14 protein-coding genes are annotated in these 13,399 nt (G+C 72.0%); 7 read left to right on the top strand and 7 right to left on the bottom strand.

Features of this window, described 5'->3' with window-relative positions; translation table 11 throughout:
- The first annotated feature begins 106 nt into the window (after positions 1 to 106).
- From ACZ7P3_RS16840 to ACZ7P3_RS16830, 3 genes are all read left to right on the top strand, one after another.
- Positions 107 to 685: a hypothetical protein gene (locus ACZ7P3_RS16840; protein ID WP_472082256.1), complete on the top strand. Its 579-nt coding sequence runs from the start codon at positions 107 to 109 to the stop codon at positions 683 to 685.
- A gap of 57 nt (positions 686 to 742) precedes the next feature.
- A complete protein-coding gene (locus ACZ7P3_RS16835) occupies positions 743 to 1,381 on the top strand; it encodes a 2'-5' RNA ligase family protein (protein ID WP_472082254.1) in 639 nt (212 codons plus the stop codon).
- A gap of 111 nt (positions 1,382 to 1,492) precedes the next feature.
- A complete protein-coding gene (locus ACZ7P3_RS16830) occupies positions 1,493 to 2,092 on the top strand; it encodes a TetR/AcrR family transcriptional regulator (protein WP_472082252.1) in 600 nt (199 codons plus the stop codon).
- 198 nt (positions 2,093 to 2,290) lie between these two features.
- Here the strand turns inward: ACZ7P3_RS16830 and ACZ7P3_RS16825 are convergent, their stop codons facing one another.
- From ACZ7P3_RS16825 to ACZ7P3_RS16795, 7 genes are all read right to left on the bottom strand, one after another.
- Entirely contained in the window at positions 2,291 to 3,511 is a 1,221-nt protein-coding gene (locus ACZ7P3_RS16825) for a TerD family protein (protein WP_472082250.1), read from the bottom strand.
- Between the two features lie 82 nt (positions 3,512 to 3,593).
- Complete coding sequence (locus tag ACZ7P3_RS16820) at positions 3,594 to 4,583, bottom strand: zinc-dependent alcohol dehydrogenase family protein (protein WP_472082248.1); 990 nt, start codon at positions 4,581 to 4,583, stop codon at positions 3,594 to 3,596.
- Positions 4,580 to 5,425, bottom strand: a complete 846-nt coding sequence (locus ACZ7P3_RS16815) for a carbohydrate ABC transporter permease (protein ID WP_472082246.1) — start codon at positions 5,423 to 5,425, stop codon at positions 4,580 to 4,582. The genes ACZ7P3_RS16820 and ACZ7P3_RS16815 overlap by 4 nt, the downstream gene beginning before the upstream one ends.
- On the bottom strand, positions 5,422 to 6,360 hold the full coding sequence (locus ACZ7P3_RS16810) for a carbohydrate ABC transporter permease (RefSeq protein ID WP_472082244.1): 939 nt from the start codon (positions 6,358 to 6,360) through the stop codon (positions 5,422 to 5,424). Before ACZ7P3_RS16810 ends, ACZ7P3_RS16815 begins: the two co-directional genes overlap by 4 nt.
- Entirely contained in the window at positions 6,357 to 7,727 is a 1,371-nt protein-coding gene (locus ACZ7P3_RS16805) for an ABC transporter substrate-binding protein (protein WP_472082242.1), read from the bottom strand. The genes ACZ7P3_RS16810 and ACZ7P3_RS16805 overlap by 4 nt, the downstream gene beginning before the upstream one ends.
- Before the next feature lie 77 nt (positions 7,728 to 7,804).
- Positions 7,805 to 8,575 (bottom strand): DeoR/GlpR family DNA-binding transcription regulator, encoded by a 771-nt coding sequence (locus ACZ7P3_RS16800; protein WP_472082240.1) that lies wholly within the window; start codon positions 8,573 to 8,575, stop codon positions 7,805 to 7,807.
- A 269-nt stretch (positions 8,576 to 8,844) separates the two neighbouring features.
- On the bottom strand, positions 8,845 to 9,654 hold the full coding sequence (locus tag ACZ7P3_RS16795; protein ID WP_472082238.1) for an NAD-dependent epimerase/dehydratase family protein: 810 nt from the start codon (positions 9,652 to 9,654) through the stop codon (positions 8,845 to 8,847).
- 222 nt (positions 9,655 to 9,876) lie between these two features.
- Here ACZ7P3_RS16795 and ACZ7P3_RS16790 point away from each other — a divergent pair, with 222 nt between their 5' ends.
- The 4 genes from ACZ7P3_RS16790 to ACZ7P3_RS16775 all read left to right on the top strand — a co-directional run bounded on the left by ACZ7P3_RS16790 (position 9,877) and on the right by ACZ7P3_RS16775 (position 13,304).
- Positions 9,877 to 10,818, top strand: a complete 942-nt coding sequence (locus ACZ7P3_RS16790) for a 5-dehydro-4-deoxyglucarate dehydratase (RefSeq protein WP_472082236.1) — start codon at positions 9,877 to 9,879, stop codon at positions 10,816 to 10,818.
- A complete protein-coding gene (locus ACZ7P3_RS16785) occupies positions 10,815 to 11,978 on the top strand; it encodes a hypothetical protein (protein ID WP_472082234.1) in 1,164 nt (387 codons plus the stop codon). The genes ACZ7P3_RS16790 and ACZ7P3_RS16785 overlap by 4 nt, the downstream gene beginning before the upstream one ends.
- 253 nt (positions 11,979 to 12,231) lie before the next feature.
- Positions 12,232 to 12,693, top strand: a complete 462-nt coding sequence (locus ACZ7P3_RS16780; RefSeq protein ID WP_472082232.1) for a DUF6010 family protein — start codon at positions 12,232 to 12,234, stop codon at positions 12,691 to 12,693.
- Complete coding sequence (locus ACZ7P3_RS16775; RefSeq protein WP_472082230.1) at positions 12,690 to 13,304, top strand: TIGR03086 family metal-binding protein; 615 nt, start codon at positions 12,690 to 12,692, stop codon at positions 13,302 to 13,304. The genes ACZ7P3_RS16780 and ACZ7P3_RS16775 overlap by 4 nt, the downstream gene beginning before the upstream one ends.
- Positions 13,305 to 13,399: the final 95 nt, after the last annotated feature.

The raw sequence follows: 13,399 nt of genomic DNA, 5'->3' as shown, positions 1-13,399 counted from the left end.
CGGCGCCCCATTTAAGATCACAAGTTACTACCAACAGTGCATATACCCTCACGCTGAGTAGTCAATCGATACAGGGCTTCATCCTCAGGTGAGAAAGGGTCGAATCATGCGCACATTGCAGCGTGCTGCGCTCGTGGCCGCAGTGGTGGCGGGGCTGTCCACCATGGGCGTCGGCGTCAGCTGTGCCGATGACTCCGATGATCCGCAGCAGGTCTCCGCGGTGGCTTCCTCCCAGGCGACCGCCGTGGCCACATGGAACACCCCGCACGGCGAGCACCAGTCCGACTCGCAGTCCGACTCGCAGTCCGACATGCAGTCCGACATGCACGGGGCTCGGCACCCGGCGAAGGAGCACGGAGGCGCGCAGAAGGACCGTGAAGGCAAGCAGAAGGACCGTGACGGCAAGCCATCGGAGTCGAAGAAGCATGGTCACAAGCGTCATGCGGTGAAGAAGCAGGCCGGCAAGCACTCGATGGCGAAGAAGCAGGTCCACGAGCACTCGGCCGGGAAGAAGCAGGTGCACAAGAATGCCGCGGGAAAGAAGCGGGTGCACAAGCGTCTGGTGGTGGAGAAGCAGGTGCGCAAGCACTCGGTGTCCCGGCACGGCCAGAAGCGCGGGGCCGGAGTGGAACGGTTCTCCCGTACCTGGGTCGCCGTGCATGCAGTGCGGACTTCGGTTGCGTGAGCTGTCAGCCCCGGGCCAGGGGCGGCGGCCGTCGGCGGGCGGGGCCATGATGGCGGTGTGCCCCGCCCTCCGACGTCCGGCCCGTTCGAAGCCCTCGGCCGGCTCGAGTCGGCCCCCACGTCCCGGACCGCCGTGGCGTGGCTTCCCCCGGCCGAACTCTGGCCCGCCATCCAGCGCATCCGCGCCGAGCACGACCCGCAGATCCGCCGCTGGCCACCCCATGTGAACCTGGTCTTCGGCTTCGTCCCGGAGGAGGACTTCCCGGCGGCGCTCCCGCTGCTGGCCGCCGCGGCCGCCGGGTGCGAGCCCTTCGACATCCGGCTCAGCGGGGTCCGCGCCTTCCGTCACCGGTCCTACGCCACCGTGTGGCTCGACCCGGCGGCGGCCGGCGCCGCGCCCTGGAGCGAACTCCGGCGCGCGCTGGCGGAGCCCTTCCCGTACTGCACGGAGCGTTTCCCGCGGTTCACCCCGCACCTCTCGCTCGGGCGCACCCGAGTTCCGCGCGTCCTCGCGGCCGAATGCGCCGCCCGGCTCGGCGCGCTGCACGCGCGCGTGACCGAGGTCGGACTGCTCTCCCGCCGTGGTGACGGCCCCATGCGGACGCGTGCCACGATCGGCCTGGGGACCGGATCGGTAGGCCGCGGTCCCGGGCCGGACCCGGCCACCGGCGGGTACGAGCCGGCCCAGTGGCTCTGACCGGGCGTCGACGGGCGCATCGCCCCGGGCCGGCCGCCCCCTTGCCCGAGGCTGCCGGTTGCGGGGAGGGTGGAGTGCGGAGGAGGTCCCCGGTTCGCAAGGAGTATCTGGATGTCGCAGGTCAGGCCCATGCGTGCGGACGCTCGGCGCAACTACGAGCGGTTGCTGAGGGTGGCGGCGGAGGCCTTCGCCGAGCACGGGGAGAACGCGTCACTCGATGACATCGCCAAGCGGGCGGGCGTCGGTTCGGGCACGCTCTACCGGCACTTCCCGACGCGGCAGGCGCTGCTGGAGGCGGCGTACGTGGACCGGATCGAGGCGCTGGGGACGCGGGCCGACGAACTGGCGGGGGAACTGCCGCCGGGCGAGGCGCTCATGGAGTGGCTGAACGAGCTGTGTGTCGCCACGATCCAGGTGCGGGGAATGAAGTCCCTGCTCGGCTCGGCGGTCACGGACGGCGGTTCGGCCGCGATGACGGCATGCGGTACGTCGGTGAAGGGCGCGGCGACACGGCTGGTGGAGGCGGCCCGGGCGGAGGGGGTGCTGCGGGCCGACCTGGAGCCGATCGAGGTGCTGCGGCTGGCCCACGGGGTGGCCACGGCCTCGGAGCTGGCGAACGGCCAGGGCCGCGAAATCCCCCGCTACCTGGCATTGCTGACGGAGGGGCTGCGCCCGCCCGGCTGGAACGCCGTACGGGAGCGTGCCCGCTAGCGGAGCCGCTGCGTGCGGGGCCGATGCCTGCGGGGCTGATGCGTGCGGAGCTGATGCCTGCGGGGCCGGTGTCTGTGGGGCAGATGTCTACGGGACCCGGTGCCTGCGGACCCGGTGTCTTCGGAGTGGACCCGCAGGCCAGGTCGGAGCGGCGGGGGGAGAAGCCGCTGTCCCTCCACCGCTCCGACCTGTACGGGGTCACAGGGCGCGTGCCCCCGGCTCGACCATGTTCCGGACCGTGCGCGCCTTCACGAACCCGCCGATCGCCGTCATGTCCCACTCGCCGGAGAACTGCCGGATCAGCTTGGCCATCATGACGCCCGTCTGCGGCTCGGCGTTGGTGAGGTCGAAGCGGACCAGTTCCTCGCCGGTGGCCGGGTCCAGCAGGCGGCAGTAGGCATGGGCGACATCGGTGAACTTCTGCCCGGAGAAGGAGTTGACGGTGAAGACCAGGCCGGTGACCTCCTGCGGAATACGGCCGAGGTCGACCGTGATCACCTCGTCGTCGCCCCCGCCCTCGCCGGTCAGGTTGTCACCGGAGTGCTTGATCGCGCCGTTCAGGATGGTCAGCTTGCCGAAGTAGCAGCTGTCGACGGCGTTGCGCTGCGGGCCGTAGGCGATGACCGAGGCGTCCAGGTCGATGTCGCTGCCGCGGAACGCGGGCTCCCAGCCGAGACCCATCTGCACCAGGGAGAGCAGCGGACGGCCGCCCTTGACCAGGGACACGGTCTGGTTCTTCTGGAGGCTGACCCGGCCCTTGTCCAGGTTGACCTTCCCGGCGCCGGGCGCCGGAGCGGGCGGGGCCGGGGGAGCGGCCGCAGGCGGGGCCGGCTGGGCGGTGGGCGCCGGAGGGACGGCCGGCTGCTGCGGCGGGGCCGCGGGCGAGGCGGAGGGCTGCTGCGGCGGGGCCGCGGGCGCGGCGGCGGGTTCCTCCACCGTCACACCGAAGTCCGTAGCGATGCCCGCCAGCCCGTTGGCATACCCCTGGCCGACGGCGCGGGCCTTCCATGCGCCGCCCCGGCGGTAGATCTCCACGATCACCAGCGCCGTCTCGGTGCCGAGCTGCGGCGGGGTGAACGCGGCCAGCACCGAGCCGCCGTCCGCGTCCCGGATCGTGGCCGTCGGCTCGATGCCCTGGAAGGTCTGGCCGTCCGCGTCCGGGCTGGCCGTGACCACGATCTTCTCGATGTCCGGCGGCACGGCACCGGTGTCGACCGTGATCGCGTCGGGGGCCGCACCGCCGCCGGACGTGTACGTCACGCCCGGCCCGGCGGGCTGGTTGTAGAAGATGAAGTCGTCGTCGGAGCGCACCTTGCCGTCGGCGGTGAGCAGCAGGCCCGACACGTCGAGCCGCACCGGCGCGGCGACGTCCACCGTCACGCGGGCGGCCGACAGAGGGATGTTCGAGCCAGGGGTCATAGCTGTCATGCCGGGTGAACGAACGACACCGCTTTACCGTTCCCTTACCGACGGGCCCGTCGGGCGATCGCCCTCGATCGGCTCAAGGCACCACCACGATCTTGCGTCCGACGCCCGCCGCGAACTGCTCCAGCGCCTCGGGATACCGCTCCAGCGGGATCCGGTCGCTGATGAACACCTCCGGGTCCAGCACCCCGTTCGCGAACAGCTCCGCCGCCCGCTCGAAGCTGTGCAGCACCGCCATGGAACCGGTGATGGTGATCTCCTGGTTGTAGATGCGGTACGGATCGATCGTCACCCGCGTCGCGTAGTCGGCCACCCCGAACTGCAGGAACGTGCCCGCCTTCGCCACCCGCTCCAGTCCGTCCTGGATCGCCGCCGCGTTGCCCGTCGCGTCCACGACCACGTCCCAGCCCTGCGGGCGGTCCAGCTCGTCCGCCCCGGCCGCCGCGCGCGAGACGCCCAGGCGGTGGGCCGTCTCCAGGCGTGCGGGGTTGACGTCCACCACGTCCACGCTCGCCGCGCCCGTGCGCTTGGCCAGCTCCAGCATCATCAGGCCCATGGTCCCGGAGCCGTAGATCAGGACGTGGGCGCCGAGGCGGGAGCGCAGGACGTCGTAGCCGCGTACCGCGCAGGACAGCGGCTCCACCAGGGCCGCGTCCTGGGTGCGCACATGCTCGGGCAGCTTGACGCAGTTGGCCACGGGGGCCACCGCGTACCGGGCGGCGCCGCCCGCCGTCGTCACGCCGATCGCGGCCCACCGCTCGCACAGGTTGTTGTGGCCGGTACGGCAGCGCCGGCACTCGTAGCAGTACAGGGACGGGTCCACGGCCACCCGGTCGCCGACCGCGACCTCCGTGACCTGGCCGCCGACCCCGACGACCTCGCCCGCGAACTCGTGGCCGGGGACGATGGGCAGCTTGGGCGCGAACTCGCCCTGGAGGATGTGCAGGTCGGTGCCGCACAGGCCGCAGGCGGCGACCTCGACGACGACCTCGCGGGGCCCTGGCGTCGGGTCCGGGACCTCGGTGACGACGACACGGCCCACGGACTCGATGACGGCGGCCTTCATTTCACGGCTCCCAACGACAGGCCCTGGACCAGCTTGTCCTGGGCGGCGAACCCCGCGGCTAGCACCGGCAGGGAGATGACGAGCGACGCGGCGCACACCTTGGCCAGGAACAGGCCCTGGCTGGTGATGAAGCCGGTCAGGAAGACGGGGGCGGTCTCGGCGACCACGCCCGTCAGGACCCGGGCGAACAACAGCTCGTTCCAGCTGAAGATGAAGCAGATCAGGGCGGTGGCGGCGATGCCGGGAAGGGCGATCGGGGCCACCACGCGCGCGAGGATCGTCGGCAGCCGGGCGCCGTCCACCCGCGCCGCCTCGATGACGGCGACCGGCACCTCGGCGAGGAAGGACTGCATCATCCACACCGCGATCGGCAGGTTCATCGAGGTGTAGAGGATGACCAGCAGCCAGATGTTGTCGAGCATTCCGGCGTTCTTGGCGAACAGGTAGATCGGCAGCAGGCCCGCCACGGCCGGCAGCATCTTCGTGGACAGGAAGAAAAACAGGACGTCGGTCCACTTCTTCACCGGGCGGATGGAGAGCGCGTAGGCGGCCGGGAAGGCGAGCAGCAGCACGCAGACCGTCGAGGCCACGGACGCCACCGTGGAGTTGATCAGCGCGGGCCACGGGCTGGCCCCGCCGCCCGTGCCGAAGAACTCGCGGTAGCCGTCCAGGGTGAGGGAGGCGGTGAAGGAGGGCGGGTTGGTCGCCGCGTCCGCCTCGGAGTGGAAGGAGGTCAGGGCCATCCAGGCCAGGGGCAGGAAGAAGACGATTCCGGCCAGCCAGGCCACCAGGCCCAGGCCGAGCCCCGGACGGCTCCTGCGTCCGACGACGGTTGCGCTCATGCGCGGGACACCTCCTCGCGGAACAGGGACGACACCACGCGCAGGGCGAAGGTCGCGATGACGATGGACCCGATGACCACCAGGACACCGGCGGCCGAGGCGAGGCCGTTCTCATGGGCCTGGTAGAAGCTCTGGTAGACGGTGTAGGGCAGGTTGGCGGTGCCGAGGCCGCCGGAGGTGATCGTGAAGACCGCGTCGAAGTTCTGCACGATGTAGATCGAGCCCAGCAGGGCGCCGAGTTCGAGGTAGCGGCGCAGGTGGGGCAGCGTGAGGTAGCGGAAGATCTGCCAGTCGCTCGCGCCGTCGACCCGCGCGGCCTCGATCTGCTGCTGGTCGCGGCTCTGCAGTCCGGCCAGCAGGATCAGCATCATGAACGGCGTCCACTGCCACACCAGGGAGGCCTCGACCGCGAGCAGCGGGGTGCTGGAGATCCAGTCCGGCTGGGGGCCGCCCACGTAGTGCAACAACCCGTTGAGCAGGCCGTATTCGGGGTTGTAGAGCACGTGTTTCCAGAGCAGGGCCGCGGCCACGGGCACCACCAGGAACGGGGCGATGAGCAGGGTGCGTACGACACCCCGGCCGCGGAACCTCCGGTCGAGGAGCAGCGCCAGCGCCAGGCCGAGGACCAGACTGGCCAGCACCACCGCCACCGTGAGCAGCACGGTCGTCCACACCGAGTGGCGCAGGTCGGCGTCGGTCAGCACCTGGCGGTAGTTGTCGAGGCCGGTGAAGCGACGGGCCTTGGGATAGAGGGCGTTCCAGTCGAAGAAGGAGATCACCAGCGTGGCCACGAACGGCAGCTGGGTCACCACGATCATGAAGACGAGGGCCGGCAGGAGCGGGCCCCGGGCGGCCCAGGCGCGCAGCCGGGGCGAGGGCTGTTTCACCGTCCTCACGGGGGCGGTGGCGAGGGGTGCCGTGGTCGTCGCTGTCATCGTCCCTCGTACTCCTTGGAGATCTTCTCGGCGAGCTGCTGGGACTTCTTCAGGGCCGAGCCGGTGGACTGGCGTCCGGCGATGGCCGCGCTGATCTCCTGGGAGACCCTGGTGCCGAGATCGGTGAACTCGGGGATGCCGACGAACTGGATGCCGGGCGCGGGGCGCGGCTGCACGCCGGGGTCGTTCGGGCGGGCGTTCTCGATGGCCTCCTTCGTCATCTCCTGGAAGGCGGCTGCCGACTTGCGGTAGTCGGCGTTCGTGTACGTCGACGCCCGCTTGCCCGCCGGGACGTCGGACCAGCCGCTGGTCTCGCCGACCAGTTGCTCGTAGCCCTTGCCGGAGGCCCAGGAGACGAACTTCCAGGCCTTGTCGGGGTTGCGGGAGGCCTTCTGGATGCCCCAGGCCCAGGTGTAGAGCCAGCCGGAGGAGTCCGTCTTCTCCACGGGGGCGGGGGCGTAGCCGAGCTTGCCCTTGACCGGTGAGCCGGCCGCCTCCAGCAGACCGGCCGCGGAGGTGGCGTCGTACCACATGGCGACCTTGCCCTGGGTCATGTCGTTGAGGCACTCGGCGAAGCCGGACTGGGCCGCGCCCGACTCGCCGTGGCTGCGCACGAGATCGACGTAGAACTCTGTCGCCTTCTCGAACTCGGGGGAGTTCAGGCGGGCCTTCCAGTCCTTGTCGAACCAGGTGCCGCCGAAGGTGTTCACGACGGTGGTCAGCGGCGCCATCATCTCGCCCCAGCCGGGCAGTCCGCGCAGGCAGATGCCCTTCATGCCGGACCGCGCGCCGTCCGCCTTCGCGGCCAGGTCGGCGACCTGCTGCCAGGTCGGACGGGCCGGCATGGTCAGGCCCTTCGCCGCGAACACGTCCTTGCGGTACATCAGGAAGGACGACTCGCCGTAGAAGGGCTGCCCGTAGAGCTTGCCGTCGTCGGCGGTGAGCGACTGGCGCATGGGCTTCAGCACGTCCTGCTCGTCGTACGACGGGTCCTTGGCGACGTACGCGTCCATGTCGTGCAGCCACCCGTTGCGGGCGTAGATCGGTATCTCGTAGTTGGAGAGTGTGGCCACGTCGTACTGGCCGGCCTGGTTGGCGAAGTCCTGGCTGATCTTGTCGCGGACGTCGTTCTCGGGCAGGACGGTGAAGTTGACCTTGATGCCGGTCTCCTTCGTGAAGTGCGCGGCGGTCAGCTTCTGCAACTCGGTCATCTGCGGGTTGTTGACCATGAGGACGTTGATGGAGTCGCCGCCGGAACCGGTCCCGCCCGCCCCGACCCAGCAGCCGGAGAGCAGCGGGGCGAGCAGCGTCCCTGCGGCGGCCATGGCGAGCGTGGTTCGAGGCCTCCGTCGGCTCGGGGTGCGCATCGTTCGCTCCTGGATGTATCGGGATATATGGGGCACTGGAGGGTAGGGAGAGGAGGGCCGGGGGGTGAGTTCGGCTTTCACACCCGGATGACCTGCGGGCCCAGGAGGGAGTAGCGGTGGGCCTCGGCCGCCGGGAGCTGGGTGCTCGTGACGATCGCCTCCAGCGCGCCGACCTCCGCGAACCGGCAGAAGCTGACCGCTCCGAACTTGGTGTGCACGCCCGCGAAGACCGTGCGCCGCGCGGCGCGGATGGCCTGGGCCTTCACCTCGCTGACCGCGGGGTCGGGGGTGGTGAGGCCGTGCTCGCGGGAGATGCCGTTGGCCCCGATGTAGGCGAGGTCGACGACGAACCCGGCGAGCATCTTCGTCGTCCAGTGGTCGACGGTGGCCAGCGTGCCGGCCCGGACCCGCCCGCCGAGGAGCAGGACCGACATGGTCTCGGCCTCGGCGAGGGCGCCCGCGATCGGCAGGGACGCGGTGACCACGGTCAGCGGGCGGTCCGTGGGCAGGGCCTCGGCGATGAGCTGCGGGGTGAAGCCCTCGTCGACGAAGACCGTCTCCGCGTCCCCGAGCAGCTCGGCCGCGGCGGTCGCGATCCGGCGCTTCTCCGGGACGTGGCTGGTGGCGCGGAAGGCGAGCGTCGTCTCGAAGCCGGCGCTCTCGACCGGATAGGCGCCGCCGTGCGTACGGCGCACCAGGCCGTGGTCCTCCAGGGCGCGCAGATCGCGCCGGATGGTCTCCTTGGCCACGCCCAGCTCGACGGAGAGCGCGGTGACGTCGACCGAGCCGGTGGCCCGTGCGGCCAGCACGATCTCACGCTGGCGTTCTTCCGCCGTTCTCGTGGCCATCTCGTCACCCGCTTCACCGCGAACCTGCCCGTTCGGGCCCATGAGGGAAGTTCTACAGGGGGTGTGGTGACACTGACCAGCTCTGTTGCGGGCCCGATGGTGCCCGTCTGGGCCCGTTTGCCGGGCGGGTTGCCCGCCCCGGACCTGCACGGCTGCCCGGAGCGGGGGTGGAAGCGGGCGGCCGGGATGCCCGAATGCGGCGGCGGGCGGGCCCGTTCGGTGCCCGCCCGCCGTCGTGAGCGCTCGTTTTCCGCCGTCCGGCGCGATGCTCAGTACGGCCAGATCGGCGGGTCGCTCACGAAATGCCCGCCCAGGTGGCTGTGGGCCGGGTTCTGCGGGTCCAGCTCGCCCTGCTCGGCGATCAGCTTCCCGGCGTACGGCTCGGAGTCGTCCTGCGGCTCGTAGCCGAGCGCCCGCGCCGTCGTCAGGTCCCACCACAGCCGGGTGTTGGCCGAGGAGCCGTAGACGACCGTGTGGCCCACCCGCTCGGCGGTCAGGGCCGCGTGGAAGAGGCGGGCGCCGTCGGCCGGGCTCATCCACACCGAGAGCATGCGCACGCTGTTCGGTTCCGGGAAGCAGGAGCCGATGCGCACCGAGACGGTCTCCAGGCCGTGCTTGTCCCAGTACAGCTGGGCGAGGTCCTCGCCGAAGGACTTCGACAGACCGTAGAAGGTGTCGGGGCGGCGCGGGGTGTCGACGGGGATCAGCGGGTCGCCCTCGCGCGGGGCCGGGGTGAAGCCGACGGCGTGGTTGGAGGAGGCGAAGACGATCCGGGGCACGCCTTCGAGGCGTGCCGCCTCGTAGAGGTTGTAGGTGCCCTCGATGTTCGACCTGAGGATCTTCCCGAAGGGCGCCTCCAGGGAGATGCCCGCGAGGTGGAGGACCGCGTCCACGCCCCGCACGGCCTCGCGCAGCGCCGCCGTGTCGGTGAGGTCCGCGGTGACGGCCTCCGGCGCGTCCTCGATCGGGCGCACGTCGAACAGGCGCAGCGTGTAGCCGTACTCCGGCAGCAGGGACCGCATCAGGGTGCCGAGCCCGCCGGCGGCGCCGGTGAGCAGAACGGTGCGGGGAGCGGGCATCCTCGATCTCCTTGGGGCGATGGCCGCGTGCATGGACAGGATTCACATTCATGGACACGCTAAGGAGCCGCTGCGGACCTAGTCAAGTGTGCCGTGGGGTGGGGGAAATCCGTTGCTGTGATGCGGGTTTGCCTGCTTGACCCGCCCCGAGGCGGGCCTTTAGCGTGAGATCGTTCAGAAACATAGACGACGATCAGAAACATGCACCGACAGGGAGCGCTTGTGACGCCAGCCCCTCTCGCCGCCCGGCTCCGCGACCCGAAGGGGCCGCTCTTCTTCCCCGTCACGGCCTACGGCTCCGACGGCTCCCTCGACCTCGACGTCTACCGCACCCATGTGCGCCACGGCGTCGCGGCCGGCGCGGCCGCCGTGTTCGCCTGCTGCGGCACCGGGGAGTTCCACGCGCTGCTGCCGGAGGAGTTCGAGGCCTGCGTCGGGGCGGCCGTCGAGGCGGCCGAGGGGCGCGTCCCGGTGATCGCGGGCGCCGGCTACGGCACCGCGCTCGCCGTCCGCTACGCGCGGCTGGCCGGACAGGCGGGCGCCGACGGACTCCTCGCCATGCCGCCGTACCTCGTCCTCGCCGGCCAGGAGGGTCTGCTGCGGCACTACCGGGAGATCGCGGCGGCCACCGCCCTGCCGGTGATCGTCTACCAGCGCGACAACGCCGTCTTCACCCCGCGGACGGTGGTCGAACTCGCCCGTACCGAAGGTGTCATCGGCCTCAAGGACGGCCTCGGCGACCTGGACCTGATGCAGCGGATCATCAGCGCCGTGCGCACCGGGGTCCCCGGCGACTTCCTGTACTTCAACGGACTGCCCACCGCCGAGCAGACCCAGCTCGCCTACCGCGCCCTCGGTGTCACCCTCTACTCCTCGGCCGTCTTCTGCTTCGCCCCCGAGATCGCCCTCGCCTTCCACCGGGCCCTGGAGACGGACGACCGGGACACCGTGCGCCGCCTCCTGGACGGCTTCTACCGCCCGTTCGTGGAACTGCGCGCCCAGGGCCGCGGCTACGCCGTCGCGCTCGTCAAGGCCGGCGTACGGCTGCGCGGCCTGGACGTCGGCGAGGTCCGGCCCCCGCTGCACGAGCCGGACGAGGACCATCTCAAGCAGCTCGCCCGGCTCATCGAGCGCGGCCACGCCCTGCTGGAGGAGAACGCGTGAAGGCGTCGGCGTTCGTCTATCCCTGGGACGTCAACGGGGACGCCGGGGCACCTGCCCGGATCGCCGCACTCGGCGTACGACAGGCGACCCTCGCGTCCGCCTACCACTCCACCCGCGCCCTGACCCCCCGGCACCCCCGCCACCGCATCGTCACCGCCGAGTACGCGGCCGTCCTCTACCCCCCGGACGGCCGCTGGGCGGGCCGCGGTCTGCGGCCGTACCCGGCCGGGCGCTGGGCCACCGGGAACGCCTACGGCGAGGCCGCCGAGGCGCTCGCGGCGGCCGGTCTGGAAGTGCACACCTGGGTCGTCCTCGCGCACAACTCCCGCCTGGGCGCCGAACATCCGGACACCTCGGTCGTCAACGCCTACGGCGACCGCTACCCGTGGGCCCCCTGCATCGCCCAGCCCGCCACGCGCGCGTACCTGGCCGACCTGGCCGCCGAGGCCGCCGTACGCCCCGGCGCGCACGGCACCGAACTGGAGTCCCTCGGCTGGTACGGGCTGCAGCACCTGCACGCCCACGACAAGACGTCCGGGGTCGGCCTCGGGGAGGCCGGGCAGTACCTGATGGCGCTCTGCTTCTGCCCGGCCTGCCGCACCGGCTACGGCGCACAGGGCCTGGACGCGGACGAGCTGGCGGCCGCCGTGCGCACGGCGCTGGAGCCGCTGTGGCGGGGGGCCGCGGACGACGGGGGCTGGCCGGCGGTCGAGAAGCTCCTCGGCGAGGACACGGCGGCCGCCACGCGCGCGTGGCGCGACACCACCGCCCGCACCCTCCAGGAGGAGGCCGTCACCGCCGTACGCGCCGCCGCGCCCGAGGGCTTCCAGGTCCTGCTGCACGCCGACCCGGTGTCCTACCACTGCGGCGCCAACGCCGGCGTCGACCCCGCCCGCATCCTCTCCGTCGCGGACGGCGTGGTCGTGCCGTGCGCGGGCGGTACGGCCCTGCTGGCGCCCTTCGCCGAGCAGGCACGCGAACGGACGGTGCTGGCCGCCAACTTCACCGTGGTCTCCGGGATGGGCGGCAGCCCCGGCACGCTCGCGGCGGACGCGGCACGCGCGCGTGCCGACGGAGCGACGGAACTGCGGCTCTACCACGCCGGGCTGGCATCGGACGGCGACCTCGCGGCGGTGCGCGAGGCGCTCGCCGCGCCCTGAGCGAGCACCGCGACCACCGGGAACGGCACCAGGCCGACAGGGGCGGCGCCTGGTCGTGCGGAGGCGGGGGCAGGTCGTGGAGGGGCGGCCCGACGGCGTTCGGTGGGCTGACGGCGTTCGGCGGTCCGTCGGCGTTCGGCGGGCGGGCGCGGCCGTGCCCCGTCCGTGCCGCGGGACACGACGGCGACAATCCGTCGGAAGCCGTCAGTAATGCCCCTGGGGCACACGCCGGCCCGCTCCTACGGTCGACCGCATGCGCTACATCGCTCCGGTCCTCATCGGCCTGCTCTACGTCCTGCTCATGTCGCTCGTCCCGGAACCCCACCGGCGCCGCCTCAACGCGGTCATGGTCGCCGGTGCCGGTGCCGCCTACCTCAGCGGCGGGGGTCTGGGCGGCTGGGAGTTCGCCTTCACCGCGGTGGCCACCTGCGTCGCCTACCGGGCCCTGGACTCATGGACCTTCGTCGGCGTCGGCTGGCTGCTGCACACCGCGTGGGACGTGGTGCACCACCTCAAGGGCCATCCGATCGTCCCGTTCGCCCACGACTCGTCCTTCGGCTGCGCACTGTGCGATCCGGTGATCGCGGTGTGGTGCTTCGCGGGCGGCCGGTCACCATGGGAACGGCTGCGCGGCCGCACGGCACCGATGAGTTTCCGCGAGCCGTCCGGTCACTCTTCCGTACGGGTATCGCAACCTCGAAGGAGCAAGGCATGACCTCCGACACGATCCTCGACCTCGGCCCCCAGACCCGGATCGTGGCGCGGCTCGCCGAGGCCGTCACCGACGAGCACCTGGCGGCCCCCACACCGTGCCCCGACCTGGCGGTCCGCAACCTGCTGGGCCATCTGCTGGGGCTGTCCGTCGCCTTCCGCGACGCCGCCCGCAAGGACCTGGGAGCGACGACCGACACCAGCCCGGCCGCGACCGTGCCGGACATCGGACCCGGCTGGCGCGAGGAGCTGCCCAAGGCGCTGGACGACCTCGCCGACGCCTGGCGCGACCCGGCCGCCTGGACCGGCATGACCCGCGCGGGCGGCGTGCACCTGCCCGGCCCGGTGGCGGGCGCGGTCGTCGCCGACGAGCTGGTGATCCACGGCTGGGACCTGGCCCGCGCGACCGGACAGTCCTACGCCCCCGACGCCGCCGCCCTCGGCTCGGCCCTCGTCTTCCTCCGCGCCGCGGTGGACGACCCGAACCGCGGCAGCGGCCTGTTCGGCCCGGTCGTGCCGGTCCCGGAGGAGGCATCCCTCCTGGACCACGCGGTCGGCCTGAGCGGCCGGGATCCGGGGTGGCGGCATGCGGCGTCGCGGGGCGAGCGGCGGTAACCCGTCGAGGGCTGCCGCCCGTGGCGCCGCCCTCGCCGCCCGGCCCACCCGCGCGGCGGTCGAGGGCGGCACCCGCACCGCCCGAGCCGCACCGT

Source organism: Streptomyces sp. NPDC107581, assembly GCF_055657175.1.
Note: the sequence above shows the minus strand (reverse complement) of the source record. Positions and strands in the feature narration are given on the sequence as shown.